Annotated in this window: 17 protein-coding genes; 4 read left to right on the top strand and 13 right to left on the bottom strand. The window is 70.5% G+C overall.

The genetic code is table 11. The features are described 5' to 3' along the window. The first annotated feature begins 217 nt into the window (after positions 1–217). Complete coding sequence (locus OG842_RS36860; RefSeq protein ID WP_266734620.1) at positions 218–2,431, top strand: terpene synthase family protein; 2,214 nt, start codon at positions 218–220, stop codon at positions 2,429–2,431. Here the strand turns inward: OG842_RS36860 and OG842_RS36855 are convergent. The 7 genes from OG842_RS36855 to OG842_RS36825 form a co-directional block, all read right to left on the bottom strand. Continuing rightward, the gene (locus OG842_RS36855) at positions 2,407–4,641 is read right to left on the bottom strand and encodes a glycoside hydrolase family 95 protein (RefSeq protein ID WP_266737251.1); all 2,235 of its coding nucleotides are present in this window, start codon (positions 4,639–4,641) and stop codon (positions 2,407–2,409) included. The two genes, OG842_RS36860 and OG842_RS36855, sit on opposite strands and share 25 nt — an antisense overlap. A 308-nt stretch (positions 4,642–4,949) precedes the next feature. Next, a complete protein-coding gene (locus tag OG842_RS36850) occupies positions 4,950–5,450 on the bottom strand; it encodes a hypothetical protein (RefSeq protein ID WP_018550733.1) in 501 nt (166 codons plus the stop codon). A gap of 312 nt (positions 5,451–5,762) precedes the next feature. After that, a complete protein-coding gene (locus tag OG842_RS36845; protein ID WP_266734622.1) occupies positions 5,763–6,005 on the bottom strand; it encodes a DUF397 domain-containing protein in 243 nt (80 codons plus the stop codon). Positions 6,006–6,106: 101 nt separating this feature from the next. Then, entirely contained in the window at positions 6,107–7,273 is a 1,167-nt protein-coding gene (locus OG842_RS36840) for a thiolase domain-containing protein (protein ID WP_266734624.1), read from the bottom strand. Further along, positions 7,266–8,318 carry a thiolase domain-containing protein gene (locus OG842_RS36835; RefSeq protein ID WP_266734625.1) on the bottom strand — a complete coding sequence of 351 codons (1,053 nt, stop codon included), beginning with the start codon at positions 8,316–8,318 and terminating at the stop codon, positions 7,266–7,268. Before OG842_RS36835 ends, OG842_RS36840 begins: the two co-directional genes overlap by 8 nt. After that, positions 8,319–9,263: a Zn-ribbon domain-containing OB-fold protein gene (locus tag OG842_RS36830; protein ID WP_266734626.1), complete on the bottom strand. Its 945-nt coding sequence runs from the start codon at positions 9,261–9,263 to the stop codon at positions 8,319–8,321. A gap of 15 nt (positions 9,264–9,278) precedes the next feature. Next, positions 9,279–10,079: a crotonase/enoyl-CoA hydratase family protein gene (locus OG842_RS36825; RefSeq protein ID WP_266734628.1), complete on the bottom strand. Its 801-nt coding sequence runs from the start codon at positions 10,077–10,079 to the stop codon at positions 9,279–9,281. A 167-nt stretch (positions 10,080–10,246) separates the two neighbouring features. On the opposite strand from OG842_RS36825, the gene OG842_RS36820 reads away from it, so the two are divergent. The 3 genes from OG842_RS36820 to OG842_RS36810 all read left to right on the top strand — a co-directional run bounded on the left by OG842_RS36820 (position 10,247) and on the right by OG842_RS36810 (position 14,190). Beyond that, complete coding sequence (locus OG842_RS36820; RefSeq protein WP_266734630.1) at positions 10,247–11,875, top strand: acyl-CoA synthetase; 1,629 nt, start codon at positions 10,247–10,249, stop codon at positions 11,873–11,875. A gap of 135 nt (positions 11,876–12,010) precedes the next feature. Continuing rightward, positions 12,011–13,072: a right-handed parallel beta-helix repeat-containing protein gene (locus tag OG842_RS36815; protein WP_401876153.1), complete on the top strand. Its 1,062-nt coding sequence runs from the start codon at positions 12,011–12,013 to the stop codon at positions 13,070–13,072. A 35-nt stretch (positions 13,073–13,107) separates the two neighbouring features. After that, entirely contained in the window at positions 13,108–14,190 is a 1,083-nt protein-coding gene (locus OG842_RS36810; RefSeq protein WP_266734634.1) for a methyltransferase, read from the top strand. 70 nt (positions 14,191–14,260) lie between these two features. Here OG842_RS36810 and OG842_RS36805 read toward each other — a convergent pair whose 3' ends face one another. The 6 genes from OG842_RS36805 to OG842_RS36780 all read right to left on the bottom strand — a co-directional run bounded on the left by OG842_RS36805 (position 14,261) and on the right by OG842_RS36780 (position 18,369). Then, a complete protein-coding gene (locus OG842_RS36805; RefSeq protein WP_266734636.1) occupies positions 14,261–14,593 on the bottom strand; it encodes a TcmI family type II polyketide cyclase in 333 nt (110 codons plus the stop codon). A gap of 75 nt (positions 14,594–14,668) precedes the next feature. Continuing rightward, a complete protein-coding gene (locus OG842_RS36800) occupies positions 14,669–15,148 on the bottom strand; it encodes an SRPBCC family protein (RefSeq protein WP_266734637.1) in 480 nt (159 codons plus the stop codon). 1 nt (position 15,149) lies between these two features. Beyond that, positions 15,150–15,407, bottom strand: coding sequence for an acyl carrier protein (locus OG842_RS36795; RefSeq protein ID WP_266734639.1), 258 nt, complete (start codon positions 15,405–15,407; stop codon positions 15,150–15,152). 15 nt (positions 15,408–15,422) lie between these two features. Then, on the bottom strand, positions 15,423–16,673 hold the full coding sequence (locus OG842_RS36790; RefSeq protein WP_266734640.1) for a ketosynthase chain-length factor: 1,251 nt from the start codon (positions 16,671–16,673) through the stop codon (positions 15,423–15,425). Further along, on the bottom strand, positions 16,670–17,938 hold the full coding sequence (locus OG842_RS36785) for a beta-ketoacyl-[acyl-carrier-protein] synthase family protein (protein WP_266734641.1): 1,269 nt from the start codon (positions 17,936–17,938) through the stop codon (positions 16,670–16,672). Before OG842_RS36785 ends, OG842_RS36790 begins: the two co-directional genes overlap by 4 nt. Then, the gene (locus tag OG842_RS36780) at positions 17,935–18,369 is read right to left on the bottom strand and encodes a cupin domain-containing protein (RefSeq protein WP_093551855.1); all 435 of its coding nucleotides are present in this window, start codon (positions 18,367–18,369) and stop codon (positions 17,935–17,937) included. The genes OG842_RS36785 and OG842_RS36780 overlap by 4 nt, the downstream gene beginning before the upstream one ends. Positions 18,370–18,417: the final 48 nt, after the last annotated feature.

The raw sequence follows: 18,417 nt of genomic DNA, 5'->3' as shown, positions 1-18,417 counted from the left end.
GGAAAGTTTCAACCGGGCACCTTGGACGGCCTGTTGTCCGGGTCGCGGTCAGCGTACGGACGGCCGGCGGAGCACACCCGGGACCCGCCCATGCGGGCGCCTTTTATGTGACTAATCGCGAATGTGCGTGCCTCGAACGGACGAAGGGTAGTGCTCGCGCCGACACGATCACGTCCGCGCGAGCTCCGCGCGGCGACCCAGGAAAGGCCGTACGCACATGGCTCAGCCCTTCACCCTGCCGGACTTCTACGTTCCGTATCCGGCACGGCTCAACGCCCATGTCGAGGAGGCCCGGGTACACACCAAGGAGTGGGCGCGCAGCATAGGGATGGTGGAGGGTTCGGGCATCTGGGAGGAGAAGGACATCGACTCCCACGACTACGCGCTGCTCTGTGCGTACACCCATCCCGACTGCTCGGCCGAGGCACTCTCCCTGGTCACCGACTGGTACGTGTGGGTCTTCTTCTTCGACGACCACTTCCTGGAGCTCTTCAAACGCAACCCCGACCGCGAGGGCGCCAAGCGCTATCTGGACCGGTTGCCGGCGTTCATGCCGATGGACCGCGGGGCCCCGATGCCGGAGCCGGCCAATCCGGTCGAGGCGGGGCTGGCCGATCTGTGGACGCGTACGGTGCCAAGCATGTCCGACGCCTGGCGGGCCAGGTTCGCCGTGGCGACGGAGAACCTGCTCAACGAGTCGCTGTGGGAGCTCTCCAACATCAACGAGGGGCGCATCGCGAACCCGGTCGAGTACATCGAGATGCGCCGCAAGGTCGGCGGCGCCCCGTGGTCGGCGGGTCTCGTGGAGTACGCGGCGGGCGCCGAGGTCCCCGAGGCGGTGGCCGACGAGCGTGCACTGCGGGTGCTGCGCGACGCCTTCTCCGACGCCGTGCATCTGCGCAACGACCTCTTCTCGTACCAGCGGGAGGTGGAGGACGAGGGCGAGAACAGCAATGGTGTGCTCGTCCTGGAGCACTTCCTCGGCTGTTCCACGCAGGAGGCCGCCGATGCGGTGAACGATCTTCTGACGTCCCGTCTCCAGCAGTTCGAGAACACCGCGCTCACCGAACTCGGCCCGCTCTGCGCGCAGAAGGGGCTCGACCCGGCGCAGACCGCGGCGGTGCTAGCGTACGTCAAGGGCCTGCAGGACTGGCAGTCCGGCGGCCATGAGTGGCACATGCGCTCCAGCCGCTACATGAACGACGGCGCGGTCGAAGCGGCCACCACCGGCTTCGGGATGGCCGCGGCGTCGATCCGGTTCACCTCGCGCTCGGAGAGGGCCCGGCTGCGCAGCCACACCCACGTGCCCCACCAGCGCGTCGGCCCGTCGCTGGTGCCCGACATCGAGCTGCCCTTCGGCACGACCCTGAGCCCGCATCTGGACGGGGCGCGGGTCCGCATCGTCGGCTGGGCGAGCCGGATGGGCATTCTGGAGGCGCAGCCGGGGGTGCCCGGTTCGCACATCTGGGACGAGGCGCGGCTCCTCGCGACGGATCTGCCGCTGTGTGCGGCGGGGCTGCACCCGGACGCAACACCGCAGGAGCTGGACCTCTCCTCGCAGTGGCTGACCTGGGGGACGTACGGCGACGACTGGTTCCCGGTGGTGCACGGGCGGGCACGCGATCTGGCGGGCGCCAAGCTCGCCAATGAGCGGCTGTCGCTGTTCATGCCGCTGGACGGGTCCGGGACTCCCGAGCCGGTCAACGCCCTGGAGCGGGGGCTCGCCGATCTCTGGGCGCGGACCTCGGCCCCGATGGACATGAGCGGGCGCCGCGCGTTCCGCAAGTCGGTCGAGGACATGACCGCCAGTTGGGTGTGGGAGCTGGCGAACCAGGCGCAGAACCGCATCCCGGACCCGGTGGACTACGTCGAGATGCGGCGCATGACCTTCGGCTCCGACCTCACGATGAGCCTGTGCCGGCTGGGTCATGGCAGGAAGGTTCCGCCGGAGATCTACCGGAGCGGGCCGCTGCGCTCCCTGGAGAACGCGGCGGCCGACTACGCGTGTCTGCTCAACGACCTGTTCTCGTACCAGAAGGAGATCGAGTTCGAGGGCGAGGTGCACAACGGCGTCCTGGTCGTGCAGAACTTCTTCGGGGTGGACTATCCGACCGGGGTGGCGATCGTGCACGACCTGATGAAGTCGCGGCTGAGGCAGTTCCTGCACGTCGCCGAGCAGGAACTCCCGGTGCTCTACCACGACTTCGGGCTGGACGCGGAGGCCCGTGAGGTCCTCGCCGGTTACGTGCAGGAGCTGAAGCACTGGATCGCGGGCATCCTGATCTGGCACCGGGACTGCCGGCGCTACCGGGAGCAGGATCTGCTGCGCGGCACCGGCACCCCGTGGCACATCAGCGGTCCCACGGGGCTCGGTGTGTCGGCGGCGCGGGTGACCGCGCTGTTCGCTCAGCCCTCGACGGTCAGCGTGTAGCGGCCTCCGGCACGTGCCTTGAAGACCTTCTCGCCACTCGCGAACAGCGAGCTGCGGACGGTCACATCGCGGGTGCGGCTCGCCGTGATCACCACACGGCGGGCCTGCCCGGCGGCCCATTCGATGTCGACGGTGAAGCCGCCCCTGGCGCGCAGTCCGCGCACCGATCCGTCCGGCCAGCCCGAGGGGAGGGCGGGGAGGATGTCGACGGTGTCGTGCTGGCTCTGCAGCAGCATTTCGGCGATGCCCGAGGTGGCGCCGAAGTTGCCGTCGATCTGGAAGGGCGGGTGGGTGTCCCAGAGGTTGGGCAGCGTGGAGTTCTTCAGCTGTTCGGCGAGCATCCGGTGGGCGTGGTCGCCGTCGCGCAGCCGCGCCCAGAAGTTGATCTTCCACGCCTTCGACCAGCCGGTGCCGCCGTCGCCGCGCGCCCCGAGGGAGACCTCGGCCGCCTCGGCCCACTTGCTGCCGGGTTCGATCTGCCGCCCGGGGTGCAGGGCGAAGAGGTGCGAGACATGGCGGTGGTCGTCGGCCGGGTCGTCCCGGTCGGTCTTCCACTCCTGGAGCTGTCCCCACGACCCGATCCGCAGTCCGGGGTCGAGCCGGCCGAGGGCGGTCTCCAGCCTGCCCCGGAAGGCCGGTGTGTCGCCGAGGGTCCGGGCGGCCTCCAGGGCGTTGCTGAGGAGGTCGTGCACGATCTGCTGGGACATCGCGGCACCGGCGGTGAAGTCGCCGTGCTCGGGTGAGTAGCTGGGGGTGACGACGAGCAGTCCGTCGCGCGGGTCGGTGCGCAGATTGGCCAGCCAGAATTCGGCCGCCTCCTTCATCGCCGGGTAGGCGGTGGAGCGCAGGTAGTCGGTGGATCCGCTGAACCGGTAGTGCTCGTACATCTGCTGGGTGAGCCAGGCGGCCGCCTCGGGGAACCAGAAGGCGGTGGACCAGTCGTGGACGCCGGTGAAGCCGTACGGGTTGGTCTCGTTGTGCACCACCCAGCCGGCGGTCCCGAACATCTCCTTCGCCGTCCTGCGACCCGGGGCGCGCATCGCCTCGATGTAGCGGTCGTACGGTGCGGTGGTCTCGGCGAGGTTGGTGACCTCGGCGAGCCAGTAGTTCATCTGCAGATTGATGTTGCTGTGGTAGTCGGCGGACCAGGGCGGGGTGGTCGAGTTGTTCCACACGCCCTGGAGGTTGGCGGGCAGCGAGCCGGCCCGTGAGGAGGCGATCAGCAGGTAGCGGCCGTACTGGAAGAACAGCGCCTCCAGGGCCCGGTCGGCTGGGCTCGTCCCGCCCGTGTAGGCGGCGAGCAGCCGGTCGGTGGGCAGGTCGGGCAGTTCCTGGCCGATGTCGAGGGCGACCCGGTCGAAGAGGGCGCGGTGATCGCGCACATGGGCGTCGCGGACCTTCTCGTACGAGGTCCGGGCGGCGAGGTCCACGGCGGCGGTGACCGCGGTGTGCGGGTCCTCGCCCCGGTAGGCGGGGTAGCTGTCGGCGTAGTCGGTGCCCGCGGCAAGGAAGAACCAGGCGCTGTCGGCGCCGGTGACGGTGAGGGTGCCGTCCGCGCCCGCGGTGACGGTGCCGCCGCTGGTCCGGACGCGGATCTGGGCCTCGAAGCGCAGACCGTTGTCCTTCAGGGCGCCGCGTACGGTGAGCCGGTCCCGGTCGGCGGTGACGGTGCAGTCGCTGCGGGGCGAGGTGTAGCGCAGGGTGAAGGAGACCTGCCCCGGGCGGTCGGCGCCTAGGCGGCCCGCGATGACCCGGCCCGGATGGGAGACGAAGAACTCCCTTGTATGCCTGACCTCTTGGTGGGTGTAGGTCACGGCGGCGAGGGCGTTGCGCAGGTCGAGGGTGCGGCGGTAGGAGGCGTCGGGGGCGGCCGGGGCGTTCGGCAGATCCAGTCTCAGGTCACCGAAGACCTGGTAGGCGCCGTAGCCGCGGCGCGGCTGCCCGAGTTCGGCGGCGACGGTGTCCGGACCGAGAGCGCCCTGGCTGTCGAGGCGCTGTTGTACGTCGGCGAGGGCGGCGGGCCTGGGAGCGGTCCAGTTCCCGAAGTCGTAGCCCTGGACGGAGCCGGGGCCGCCGGTCCACAGGGTCTTCTCGTTGAAGGTGAGCTGCTCGGAGGCGAGTGTCCCGAACACGCTCGCGCCGAGGGCGCCGCCGCCGATGGGCAGCGACTCGCGCTCCCAGCCCGCGGCCGGCGCGTCGTACCGGAGCATTGGCTCCGCCTGTTTCTTCGAGTCGGCGGCTCCCATCGATTCATCGGAGGTACCGGCAGCAGCAGCCGTGCCGGAAAGGGCAGGGATTCCCAGTGCCAGCGCACCGGTTGCCCCTATCGCTGTCTTCACGGTGGTACGTCGCGTGATCCCGGATGTCATGCGGCCGACGGTAAAGGTCCGACGACTGGCCCGACAAGGAGCATGACAAAGCGGCCTCTTGGACGGAGGCCGCGAGCACTTGGACGGATGTCGGTGGGTGCGCCCCGCAGCCGCCCGGTACGTGCGGGCGGCCGGCGAGCGGTGCGAAGTCAGCCCTGCTGGAACAGCTCGGCGGGCAGCGGCTTGAGCAGGGTGTACAGGTCGTCGGTGATCGGCCGGTCCCAGCTGGCGATGGTGACCAGCACACCGTCGCTGCGGTCGAACTGGACGCAGGAGATCCGGCTCTCGGAGAGCTTGACGCGGCGCACGATCAGCAGGTTGTCGCCCTGCATGACGGGCATGTCCTCCGTGCCGGTGACCTCGACCGGCTCGTCGTTCTCCAGCGCGAGCAGCAGCTGGGCGACCTCGAACGGGACCTGTCCCTCCTCGGTCTCGCGGGCGGGCGAGCCCTCCGGGAGGTTGCCGATGATCATCGCGGGGCCGCGGCCGCCGAACAGGTCGTAGCGCAGGAAGACGCCCTGACAGCTTCCGTCGGGCGCGGGCAGCAGACCCGCGCCGAGGTTTCCGGGCCAGTCCCCCGGGTCCATGGCCAGGACGTCGAAGTCGGGGCCCGCGGGTGTGGCGGCGCTACGGCGGCGGAGGAAGGACATGCAGACATGTTACGTGTCCGGGCTCACCTTGCGGAGCCGGGTCCGTGCAGGCCGGGGCGGCGAAGCGTACGCGGCCCGGCCGCGGGGAGGATTCCGCGGCCGGGGTCCGGCCCCGGTCACACTCCGCTCAGCCGGGTCCGGAGATCACGTTCACCGCTCGCAGCGACCACGCCACCCACGGTGTGCGGTCCCCGTCTGCTGCGTTCCGCCCCGCCGTGCCGCCGATCGAGTGATCACGGGCCGAGGGGCCGGGGGTCCGGAGCCCCGGCCCCTCGGACCCGGAGCCGCGTCATGCCACGTCACGGTGCGCCCTCAGGTGAGGTCGAACTCGCCGTCGCGGGCGTTCACCACGAAGGCGCGCCATTCGGCCGGGGTGAAAACGATCGACGGGCTGCCGGGTTTCCCCGCGTTGCGCATCGCGACGAATCCCTCGACGAAGGCGACCTGGACGTCCCCCGCGCCCTGACTGCCCGACCTCCACTGCGCGTTGCTGAGGTCGAGATCCGGCTTGTCCCGGCCCGCGAAGGGGTGCTGGGCCGTGGTGCGCTCCGCCACGTCGGCTCCTCCCACTCGTCGTCCCGGGCCAAAGGTAGTCACCCCCGGCGGTCCCGGACAGGGCGCGAAGGGGGCTTCCGCCGGCCCGGGAACGACCGGTGTCAGCTGCTGGGCGGCTCGGCTCCGACCAGCCACATGGAGAAGAACTGCGCCCCGCCCCCGTAGGCGTGGCCGAGCGCCTTCCGGGCCCCCGCCACCTGGTGTTCGCCCGCCTGCCCCCGTACCTGCAACGCGGCTTCGGCGAAGCGGATCATGCCGGAGGCGCCGATGGGATTGGTGGAGAGCACGCCGCCCGAGGGGTTCACCGGCAGGTCGCCGTCGAGTTCGGTGACGCCGGACTCGGTGAGCTTCCAGCCCTCCCCCTCGTCGGCGAAGCCCAGGTTCTCCAGCCACATCGGCTCGTACCAGGAGAAGGGCACGTACATCTCCACGGCGTCGATCTCCCGCCGGGGGTCGCCGATGCCCGCCTGCCGGTACACATCGGCGGCGCAGTCGCGGCCCGCCCGCGGCGAGACGAAGTCCTTTCCGGCGAAGAGGGTCGGCTCGCTGCGCATCGCGCCGCCGTGCACCCAGGCGGGCGGTTGCGGCGAACGGGCCGCCCCGGCACGGTCGGTGAGTACCATCGCGCAGGCCCCGTCGGAGGACGGGCAGGTCTCCGAGTAGCGGATCGGGTCCCAGAGCATCGGTGCCGAGCGGACCTTCTCCAGGGTGATGTCGGGGTCGTGGATGTGCGCGTAGGGATTCTTGAGCGCGTTGCGGCGGTCCTTGTACGCGACGAGCGAGCCGACCGTGTCCGGCGCCCCGGTCCGGCGCATGTACGCCCGTACGTGCGGGGCGAAGAAGCCGCCCGCTCCGGCCAGCAGCGGCTGCTGGAACGGGATGGGCAGCGAGAGCCCCCACATGGCGTTGGACTCGGACTGTTTCTCGAAGGCGAGTGTGAGGACGGTGCGGTGCACCCGCGCGGAGACCAGATTGGCGGCGACCAGCGCGGTGGAACCGCCGACCGAGCCCGCGGTGTGCACCCGGAGCATCGGTTTGCCGACCGCGCCGAGGGCGTCGGCGAGATAGAGCTCCGGCATCATCAGGCCCTCGAAGAAGTCGGGGGCCTTGCCGATGACGACGGCGTCGATGTCCGCCCAGGTCAGGGCTGCGTCCTCCAGTGCGCGGACGGCGGCCTCGCGGACGAGTCCGGCGATGGACACGTCCCGGCGTGCGGCTACGTGCTTCGTCTGGCCGATGCCGACGACGGCCACGGGCTCCTCAGGCATGAGCGCTCTCCCCTTCGAGGACGGCGACCATGTTCTGCTGGAGGCAGGGCCCGGAGGTGGCGTGGGCGAGTGCCCGGTCGGACTCGCCGCGGTGGATGCGGGCAGCGGCCTCGCCGAGGCGGATCAGCCCGGCGGCCATGACGGGGTTGGCGGCGAGCGCGCCGCCGGACGGGTTGACGTCGACGCTGTCGTCGAGTCGGAGCGCCTTGCGCAGCACCACCTCCTGGGAGGTGAACGGGGCGTGCAACTCGGCGGTGTCCACAGGCCGTTCGAAGGCCCCGGCTCGGGTCGCGGCGAGCCGCGTGGACGGTGAGTCGGTCAGCTCCCGCACACCGAGGGAGTGGGCCTCGATGCGGTGGTCGATGCCGCGGATCCAGGCGGGGCGGGGGCACAGGGCCCTTGCGGTGTCACCGGCAGCGAGGATCACGGCGGCCGCGCCGTCGCCGACCGGCGGGCAGTCGCCGGTGCGCAGTGGCCGCACGACGTAGTCGCCGGCCGGGACTGCACCCTTGAGCTGGGCGTGCGGGTTGTCCGCCGCGGCGACCCGGCTGCGGTGGGCGATCGCGGCGAGGGCCGTCTCGTCCGTGTCGCCCGCGTCGATCAGCGCCTGGGCCTGGAGGGCGGCGAGCGCCACGGAGTCCGGCCAGAGCGGGCCGACGTAGTACGGGTCGAGCTGGCGGGTGAGGACGTCGCGCACCTCGCCGGGCGAGGACTTTCCGTAGGAGTAGACGAGCGCGGTGTCCGCCTGGCCGGTCTGGATCTTCACCCAGGCCTCGTACAGCGCCCAGGCCCCGTCCATCTCCACGTGGGACTCGGAGATCGGCGGGTTGGCGCCGACGCCGTCGAGCGCCATGGTGAAGGAGAAGGCCCGGCCCGCGAGGTAGTCGCTGGAGCCGGAGCAGGTGAATCCGATGTCGCTCGCCCTGAGCCCGGTCGCGTCGAGGACCTGGTGGAGGACGGGCATCAGTATCTCGACTTCGGAGAGTTCATCGGTCTGCCGCAGATGGTCGGTCTGCGCGAAGGCGACGATCGCCACGTCTCGCATCTAGAGCAGCTCCTTGTACGCGTCGTAGTCGGCGTCGGGCTCGCCGGTCGGCCGGTAGTGATCGGGGTGCCGCCCGCCCTCGGTCCAGACGGGCTCGACGCGCAGGCCCATGCGCACCTGGTCGTACGGGATGCCGCCGATCCGGGCGTGCAGTGCGAGGTCCGCGCCGTCGAGCGCGATGTGCGCGTAGACGTAGGGGACTTCGATGTCCAGGTTCTTGGCCTTGATGTTGACGATGCAGAACGTGGTGACGGTGCCGCGCGGGCCGACCTCGACCTGTTCGGTGGTGGCGACGCCGCAGGTGGGGCAGGCGCCGCGGGGCGGTACGTACACCTTGTGGCAGGACGGGCAGCGCTCGCCGACGATGTGCTGCCGGGAGAGTGCGTCGAGGTACGCGCTCTGGGCGCGGCCTGGGGTGTACCGGTAGTCGAGCCGGGCCGGGGTGACGATGCCGGTGACGGGATCGGTGAACTCCCCGTCGTGCGGGGCCGATTGACCGGTGTCACCGCCATCGTACGGCTCGAAGCAGGCGATGTCGGTGATCGCGCCGGTGCGTTCGGCGGCCCAACGGATCCGTACCCGCATGCCGCTGTGCACGGCGTCGGGGCCGGGGGCGTCGAGGGCGTGCAGCAGTGCGGTGTCGGCACCGTCGAGCCGGACCAGGACCCAGGCGAAGGGGGTGGCGAGGGGCTGGGCGGGGCGGGGGGCGGGGTTCCAGGCCCAGGTGGTGACGGTGCCAGTGGCGGCGACCTCGGTCAGTTCGCGGAGTTCCTCCGCAGTGACGGGGTCGTACTCGACGGGCGGGACCAGGACCTTACCCCCGGCGGTGCTCACGCCGAGGACGGTGCGTTCGCGCAGTCCGGTGAGGAAGGCGCTCTGGACGGGCCCCAGGGAGCGGGTGAAGGGGAATTCGACCACCAGCGGTGCGCTGAGGGTTTCGGGCACGGTTGACTCCTCGGCTCAGGCGCGCCGGTAGACGGGCGGCCGCTTCTCGGCGAAGGCTCGGGCGCCTTCCTTTGCGTCTTCGGTCGCGAACACCGGCCAGCCGCGCTTCAGTTCGGCGGCCAGCCCCTCGGTCTCGGTCATCTCCGCGGTCTCGTACACGGACGCCTTGACGGCTTCGACGGCGAGCGGTCCGCAGGCGTTGATCCGTTCGGCGACGGCGAGGGCCTCCTCCAGTGCCGTGCCGTCGGGGACGACCCGGCCGATCAGCCCGATTCCGGCCGCCTCCTCGGCGCTGTACGCACGTCCGGTGAGGAGCATCTCGAGCGCGTGCGTCCGGGCGATCTGGCGCGGCAGCCGGACCGTCGACCCGCCGATGGGGAAGAGACCTCGCTGCACCTCGAAGAGCCCGAAGGTGGCACCCGCCCCGGCGATCCGGATGTCGGTGCCCTGGAGGATCTCGGTGCCGCCCGCGACGCAGTGGCCCTCCACGGCGGCGATGACCGGTTTGCGGGGGCGATGGTGGCGCAGCATCGCCTTCCAGTGCAGATCGGGGTCGGCGGTCATCCGGTCCCGGTACTGCTCGCCCTCCATTCCCTTGCCCGCCAGGGCCTTGAGGTCCATGCCGGCGCAGAAGCAGCCGCCCGCGCCGGTGAGGATCACCGAGCGGATCGTGTCGTCCTCGTCCGCCGCCAGCCAGCCGTCGTAGAGCCCGACCAGCATCGGCAGCGACAGGGCGTTCTTCGCCTCCGGTCTGTTCAGGGTGAGCACCAGTGTGGCGCCCTCGCGCCGCACGACGAGGTGTTCCGTACCGCCCATTGTCCGCCTCCCGTCTAAAGACCTAGAACAGGTTGCAGTAGGCGGTGGCCCAGTTCAATAGTTTTCTGACAGCCAGTCAGATTTCCTCGGCGGCACCCCTTCCCAGTTGAGCCTCCCGGCGCTCTAATGACCGCCGAGCCAGTCAGATTCCGGGGTCAGGAGGAACGGTGGAGTACAACCTTGCCGACCTGTTCGAGTCGGTCGTCGACGCCGTCCCGGAACGCGAGGCGCTCGTCTACGTCGACCATCCCGGCACGGGCGCGGAGCGCCGGCTGACGTACGCGGAGCTGGACGCGGCGGCCAACCGCCTGGCCCACCATCTGATCGAGGCGGGCATCGCTCCGGGCGAGCATCTGGGGCTGCACCTCTACAACGGGGTGGAGTACCTCCAGACCGTGCTGGCCTGCCTGAAGGCCCGCATCGTTCCCGTCAACGTGAACTACCGTTACGTGGAAGAAGAGTTGGTCTACCTCTACCGTGACGCGGATCTGGCCGCGCTGGTCTTCGACGCCGAGTTCGACGAACGGGTCGCGGCCGCCGCACCGAAGGCCCCCGGCCTGCGCCATCTCGTACGGGTGGGGGTGCCGGAGGCGGGGGTACGCGGCCCGGACGCCGTCGCCTTCACCGATGCCGAGGCGTCCAGCAGCCCGGAGCGCGGGTTCCCGCCGCGGTCACCCGACGACCAGTTCATCATCTACACCGGCGGCACCACCGGGATGCCCAAGGGTGTGATGTGGCGCCAGGAGGACCTCTTCTTCTCCGGCCTCGGCGGGGGCGCGCCCACCGGTGAGCCGGTGAAGTCCCCGCAGGAGCTGGCCGAGCGGGTCGCCGCGGGAGGTGACGGGATCACCTTCTTCCCCACTCCGCCGCTGATGCACGGCACCTCGACGCTCACCGCCTTCATCGGTTTCAACTTCGGGCAGCGGGTGGTGGTCCACCGCAAGTTCGTGCCCGAGGAGGTGCTCCGTACGATCGAGAAGGAGAAGGTCACCAGTGTGTCGCTGGTGGGCGACGCGATGCTGCGGCCGCTGATCGACGCACTGAAGGGCCCGCTGAAGGGCACCGACTGCTCCGCGATGTTCTCGGTGTCCAGTTCGGGCGCGATCATGTCGGAATCGGTGCGCGCCGAATTCCAGGAACTGGTGCCGACGGTAATGCTGCTGAACAACTTCGGCTCGTCGGAGTCCGGGTTCAACGGCACGGCGACGGCCGACTCCGGGCCGGAGAACGGATTCCGGCTCCGGGTCAACTCCCGTACGGCGGTGGTCGATCCGGCGACGTACGAGCCGGTGGCTCCGGGTGAGCCGGGACGGATCGCCCAGCGCGGGCACGTGCCGCTCGGCTACTACAACGACCCCGGCAAGACCGCGGAGACCTTCTTCCGGCGGGGCGAAGAGCGATGGGTCCTGCTCGGGGACATGGCCACGGTCGACGAGGAGGGCATCGTCACGGTCCTCGGCCGCGGCTCGCAGTGCATCAACACCGGGGGCGAGAAGGTGTACCCCGAGGAGGTCGAGCAGGCACTGAAGGCCCACCCGGACGTTTACGACGCACTGGTCGCCGCGGTGCCCGACGAACGGTGGGGCAACCGTGTCGCGGCGGTGGTGCAGCTGCGCGAGGGAGCGGCCGAGCCCACGCTCGACGATCTCCAGGCCCACTGCCGGACCCGGCTGGCGGGCTACAAGATCCCTCGCCGGCTGGTGATCACCCACCGGATCCAGCGCTCGCCGAGCGGCAAGGCCGATTACCGGTGGGCCCGCTCGGTCGTCGCACCCCGGCCCGGATCCGGGGAGTGAGGGCGGGCCCGGCCGCGCGGGCGGACCGGGCCCGGTCACCGAGCGGCGGAGCCCGCATCACCCATTCGGGCACGCTCCGGACCCATCCGCTCACCCTATGTGGCAACAGGGGGAGATCGCCCATAGTTTCGGCTCATGAAGAAACGAAACATCAGGGCTTTTGTCCCTATCGTGATCCTCTCGGCTGCTGGGTGCGGAATGTCCTCCGCCTCGGCCACGGACTCGCACGAGGTCCGTCCGGGCGAGTCGATCCAGAAAGCGGTGGACGCCGCCCAGCCTGGTGACACCATCGTCCTGCTGCCCGGCACGTACCGGGAGAGCGTCCTGGTCACCAAGCCCGACCTGACCCTGCGCGGCGCCGGCAGCAAGACCGTGATCCGGCCGGCCGAGGCGGGCACGAAGGCCGCCGACGCCTGCGCGAAGGCCGGCAGCGGAATCTGCGTCCAGGGCCGGTCGGGCAAGACCGTGGACGGCGTCCGCGTCGAATCGCTGACCTTGTCCGGGTTCAAGAAGAACGGCATCTGGGCCTCCTGGACCGACCGGCTGACCGTCCGCCGGGTCATCTCCGAGCACAACGGTGTCTGGGGCATCGCCCAGGAGCGCTCCACCCGCGGCGCGTTCATCGGCAACACCGCCCGCGCCAACGGCGACGCCGGCATCTTCGTCGCGAACACCGTCGACAAGGAGGGCGGCGCCACCGACACCCGGGGCACCGAGGTCCGGGACAACGCGCTGAAGGACAACCGGATCGGATTCACCGCCAGGCGGGTCCGGAACCTGTCGGTCCACGACAACAGCGTCTCCGGCAACTGCACCGGTGTGTTCGTCGTGGGCGACGAAGGAAAGCCGCAGGCCGGCGCCATGACGATCGAGTCCAACGAGATCACCGGCAACAACAAGTTCTGCTCCGCGACCGAACGGCTGTCGGCCCTCCAGGGCTCCGGCCTCGTGCTCACCGGAGCCGCGGACACCAAGGTGCGTTCGAACACCATCCGCGACAACTCCGGCGCCACCCCGATGTCCGGCGGCGTCGTCCTGTTCAAGAGCTTCGTGGGCACGAAGAACACCGGCAACACCATCAGCGGCAACGTCGTGCTCGGCAACAAGCCGGCCGACCTCGCCAATGGGGACACCGGCAAGGGCAACACCTTCGCCGACAACGTCTGCGCCAAGTCCGCACCGGCCGGCATGTGCTGACCGGTGCACCCCCGCACGAGGAGAAGCGAGACAGCATGACCACTGTGAGCCCCACCCCGACCCCCACCCCCTCCCCCGTACACGCCGCCCTCCCGCACCCCGTCACTCCCCCGCAGCCGGCCATGCAACTGCGCGAGCTGGTCTTCGGCGCGGCCAGGGCCGCCGCCGTGCGGGCCGCCGCCCGCCTGGGCGTCGCCGACGCGCTGGGCGAGACGCCCACCACGGCGCAGGAGCTCGCGGCGCTGGTGAAGGCCGAGCCGGCGCCGCTGCGGCGGCTGCTGCGCGCCCTGTCCTGCTACGGGATCTTCACCGAGACCCCGGACGGGCAGTTCGCCCACACGGAGATGTCACGCCTGCTGCGCAAGGACGACCCCAACAGCCTGCGCGACATCTCGCTGTGGTGCACCGAGCCCTGGACCTGGGACGTCTGGCCGCGCCTCGACGACGCGGTGCGCACCGGCAAGAGCGTCTTCGCCGACGTGCACGGCAAGGGGTTCTTCGACTACCTCCACCAGGAGGCCCACGAGTCCGCGCAGATCTTCAACCGCGCGATGACCACCTCCAGCATGCAGTCCGCGCTGGACGTCGCCGAGCTCCTGGACCTCACCGGGGTGTCCACGGTCGCCGACATCGGCGGCGGCCAGGGGCACGTACTGGCGAGCCTGCTGGAGAAGGACCCCTCGCTGCACGGCACGCTGATGGATCTGCCGGGTGTGGTGGCCCGCGCCGACGCGCGGCTGCGGGACCAGGGCGCGCTCGTCGACCGGACCCGGATCGTCGCCGGGGACTGCCGTGAGGCCATCCCCGTCGACGCCGATCTCTACATCATCAAGAACATCCTGGAATGGGACGACGAGAGCACCCGCAGGACGCTGCGCAACGTGATCGCGGCGGCCCGGCCGGGTGCCAGGGTCGTCATCATCGAGAACCTCGTCGACGACACCCCCTCTATGCGGTTCACCACCGCGATGGACCTGCTGCTGCTCCTGAACGTCGGCGGAGCGAAGCACACCAGGGAGAGCCTGGTCACCCGGATCTCGGACGCCGGGCTGCTGATCGGCGACGTCGTCGCGGTCAACCCCTACCTGGACGCGTTCGAGTGCGTGGTCCCCGGCTGACCTCCCCTCCCCGGGCATACGGATCGCCCCGGGCCCGGCCTCTCGGCCGGACCCGGGGCGATCGTCCGTCTCAGGCGGGGGCGCCGCGCTCCCACGTGTAGAACTCGTGGGCCATGGCGTCCTTGGGGCTCCGCCAGGTCTTCGGGTCGTACGCGCTGACGTAGGCGGTCAGCTTGTCGCTGATGTCCCTGAACTCGGGGTGCTCGGTCACCTTCGCGATCTCGGGGCCCGGCGGCTGCTCCGACTCGATCAGGTGCAGATACACGTCGCCGAACTGGAAGAGCTTGCGCCTGGTCACACCGACGAGGTGGGGCAGTTCGCCGCTGTCGGAGGCCGCGAACAGTTCGGCGATGTCCGGCGCCGAACCCGGTGCCATCCGGGCGACGATCAGAGCGTGGTGCATCGGGAGATGCCTTTCTGGTTCGCGGCCCGCCACCCGGCCCGGGGGCGGGGTGGCGGGCCGTGGGCGGATGGCGGGTCAGTTGGCCCCGACCGAGGCGGTGCGGCGCTCCCGGTCGCGCTGTTCGATCTTGTCCCGGATCAGCTCCATCTGGACCTTGGAGTTGCGGTTGATGTTGTCGGTCATCCAGGCGTCGTCGACGGGTGCGTCGGGACGCATCGCGAAGTCCTGGGTCCAGTGCATCTTCGTGCCGCCGGGCACCTCGGAGTACTCCCACCGGATGTTCATGTGCTGGAACGGACCGGGCTCCACACGACGGGCGCGGACCGTGCGCCCGTCGCGGTCCACGGTCCGCTCGGAGACCCAGCTCCACACCTTGTCGTTCTCGTCGGGGTGCATCGTCAGACGGAAGGTGGTGCTGTCGCCGTCCCGCTCGATGATCTCGACCGCGGCGTACTCACTGAACAGCCGCGGCCAGTTTTCCAGGTCGTTCGTCACGTCCCAGACCAGGTCCAGGGGGGCGGCGATGGTGATCTCGTTCTCGGTGTGTCCGGGCACTTCAGGCTCCTGTCATGAGGCTGTTGTTGACGAGGTCGAGGAATTCCTGCGGGGTCTTGCAACGGTCCGCGTCGGCCGGCAGCGGCCGACCGTGCCGGTTCTCCAGCACACCGACGATGCCGAGGAGGCCCAGCGAGTCCAGGCCGTACTCGTCGAAGGCCGAACCGGGGCGCTGCTCCATGTCGAGCGGGTCTACGGAGACTCCGGCGCCCTTCTTCATCAGGACGGCGAGTTCCGTGTAGGTCAGTCGGTCGGTCATGAGGACTTCTCCTTCTCACGTTCGGGGGTCGGTGGAGCACCGCAGCACGATCGCGGCGTTCGAGCCCATGAGCCCGCGGCTGAGCACCAGCGCCGTCCGCAGCTCGGCGGGGCGGGCGCAGCCGGTGACGACGTCGAGGTCGTGGCACACCTCGAAGACGTTCGGCGTGGGCGGTATGAGCGCGTTCTCCATGGAAAGCACCGCGGCGGCCGTGTCCAGCACCGGTGCACCGCAGTACGCGCGCCCGATCCCGGTCTTGGGCGCCGTCACCGGGACCCGCTTGCCGTGCGCACCGAGGGCGTCGGCGATCGCCAGCGCCTCGGCGTGGTCGGCCGCGGGTACGCCGAGGGCGTCCGCGAAGACGACATCGATCTCGTCCGGCGCGCAGTCGGCCTCCCGCAGGGCGCCGATGATCGCCTGGGCGAGGCCCTCCCGGGACTCCTCCCACCTGGCAGCTCCGGTGAACGTGGCGGCGTGCCCGGCGAGTTCGGCCCGTACCTTGGCGCCGCGCCGGCGTGCCGACTGCTCCTCCTCGACCACCAGCATGGCGCCGCCCTCTGCCGGCACGAAGCCGCAGGCGCCCGAGGTGAACGGCCGGTAGGCGCGGGTGGGGTCCTCGACGGTGCTCAGGTCCTCGTACCCGAGCTGGCAGACGACCGAGTAGGGCGCCAGCGGGGCCTCTGCCGCGCCGACCACCACCGCCTCGGTGCCGCCCCGGATCGAGCGGGCGGCGTGCGCCAGCGCGTCCAGACCGCCGGCCTCGTCGCTGGCCACGACCGCGCACGGCCCCTTGAAGCCGCCGCGGATCGAGATCTGGCCGGTGCTGGCCGCGTAGAACCAGGCGATGGACTGGTAGGGGCCCACATAGCTGGAGCCCTGTCCCCACAGCCGCTGGAGTTCACGCTGGCCGAACTCTCCGCCGCCGGACCCGGCCGCGGTGACGACGCCGACGTCGAAGGGTGAGTTTTCGTAGTCGGCGCGGCCGAGCCGGGCGTCGTCCAGCGCGATGTCCGCGGCGGCCATCGCGAAGTGCGTGAACTTGTCGGTCTGGACGAGGAAGCGCTCCTCGATCAGCTCGACCGCCTCGAATCCCCGCACTTCGCCCGCAACCCGCAGGGGCAGGTGTTCGCAGCCCTCGCGGGTGACCCGGTCGAGGACGCTCACGCCTTCGTGCGTCCGCTTCCAGAATGCCTCGGTGTTGTTTCCGTTGGGGGCGACCACACCGATGCCGGTGACGACGGTGCGCCGGGCTTTGCGGGTTCTCATGGTGTCCTCCCACCTGTACGGGTCAGGGCGACCGCGGACTGGAAGCCGCCGAAGCCGCTGCCCACCGAGAGGACGCTGCGCAGCTTCATCGGGCGTGCGGTGCGGGGCACGTAGTCGAGGTCGCACTCGGGGTCGGGGGTCTCGTAGTTCGCCGTCGGCGGCACCGTCTGGTGCTCCAGGGCGAGTACGCAGGCCGCGATTTCTATCGCCCCGATCGCCCCCAGCGAGTGGCCGACCATGGACTTGATCGAACTCATCGGGATGTCGAAGGCGTGCGCGCCCAGGGCCCGCTTCACGGCGGCCGTCTCGTGCCGGTCGTTCTGCTTGGTGCCCGAGCCGTGCGCGTTGACGTAGTCGATCTGCGTGCCGTCCATGCGGGCGTGGCCCAGCGCCCGATTGATCGCCTCGGCCATCTCCAGGCCCTCGGGGGTCAGCCCGGTCATGTGGTAGGCGTTGCCGAAGGTGGCGTAGCCCGCGATCTCGCAGTACACGGTGGCACCGCGGGCACGGGCGTGTTCCAGCTCCTCCAGGACGAGGACCGCGCCGCCCTCGCCCATGACGAAGCCGTCGCGGCGTGCGTCGAACGGCCGGGAGGCGTGCTCCGGGTCGTCGTTGTTCGCCGAGGTGGCCTTGATCGCGTCGAAGCACGCCACGGTGATCGGGGTGATCGGTGAGTCGGACGCCCCCGCGACGCACACGTCGACGCGGCCCTCCTCGATGGACTGGAAGGCGTACCCGATCGCGTCGAGGCCGGAGGTGCAGCCCGTGGAGACGGTCTGCACCGGGCCGTGCGCACCGACCTGCTCGGCGACCGCCGAGGCGAGCGAGCTGGGTGAGAAGGCCCGCTCCAGGTGCGGGCCGGCCGGCCGGGGGTCGACGTCCCAGCGCGCACCGCTCTCGCTGACCGCGACGTAGTCGTGCTCCAGCCGGGTGGTGCCGCCGACCGCGGTGCCCAGCGACACCCCCATGCGCCAGGGGTCCACCTTCTCCGGGTCGAGGCCCGCGTCACCGAGGGCCTCCCTGGCCGCCACCATCGCGAACTGGATGTAGCGGTCCGACCGGTCGACGGTGCCGGCGTCCAGCCCGTGCGCCGCCGGGTCGAAGTCGCACTCGGCGGCGATCCGGGAGCGGAAGCCGGCCGGGTCGAAGAGCGTGATGCCCCGGGTGGCGGTTCGTCCGTTCGCGAGGAGGTCCCAGAAGGCCGGTGCGCCGATGCCGCCCGGGGCGACGACACCGACGCCGGTGACCGCCACGCGGCGGGTCATGAAGCGGCCTCCGTTCGTTCCGGAGGTGCGACGCGGTCGGCGGATTCGGTGTGCTCGGTGTCGACGTGGCCGAGTTCGGGACGCGGGGCGAGCGGGCCGAGGTGGAAGACCATGCGGGCCTCGACGTCGCCCACGTTGCGGAATCGGTGGCGTACATGGGGAGGGATCAGCAGGCCCTGGTCGGGCCGCATCCGGTGCGGTTCACCGTCCAGGTCCACTTCCAGCAGCCCGTTCACCACGTACACGAACTCCTCCGAGTACGGGTGGTAGTGCTCGCCGATGCGGTCGCCGGGCTGGACGATCGCCAGCCCCATGAAGCCACTGGTGGCTCCCACCGCTGTCGGAGTGAGCATGGCGCGCAGGTCTCCTCCGCGCCTGCGGTTGGGCTGCGTCTCACTGAGGTCCACGATGCGTGGCCGGTGCATGGTCATGAGTGCTTTCCTCCTGGCGCATTGCGCGTTGTAATGACGGGTTGAGCG

The organism is Streptomyces sp. NBC_00376 (assembly GCF_036077095.1).
In the GTDB taxonomy this organism is placed as follows: Bacteria; Actinomycetota; Actinomycetes; order Streptomycetales; family Streptomycetaceae; genus Streptomyces.
The sequence above is the reverse complement of the archived record's forward strand: the minus strand, read 5'-3'. Positions and strand labels throughout refer to the sequence as shown.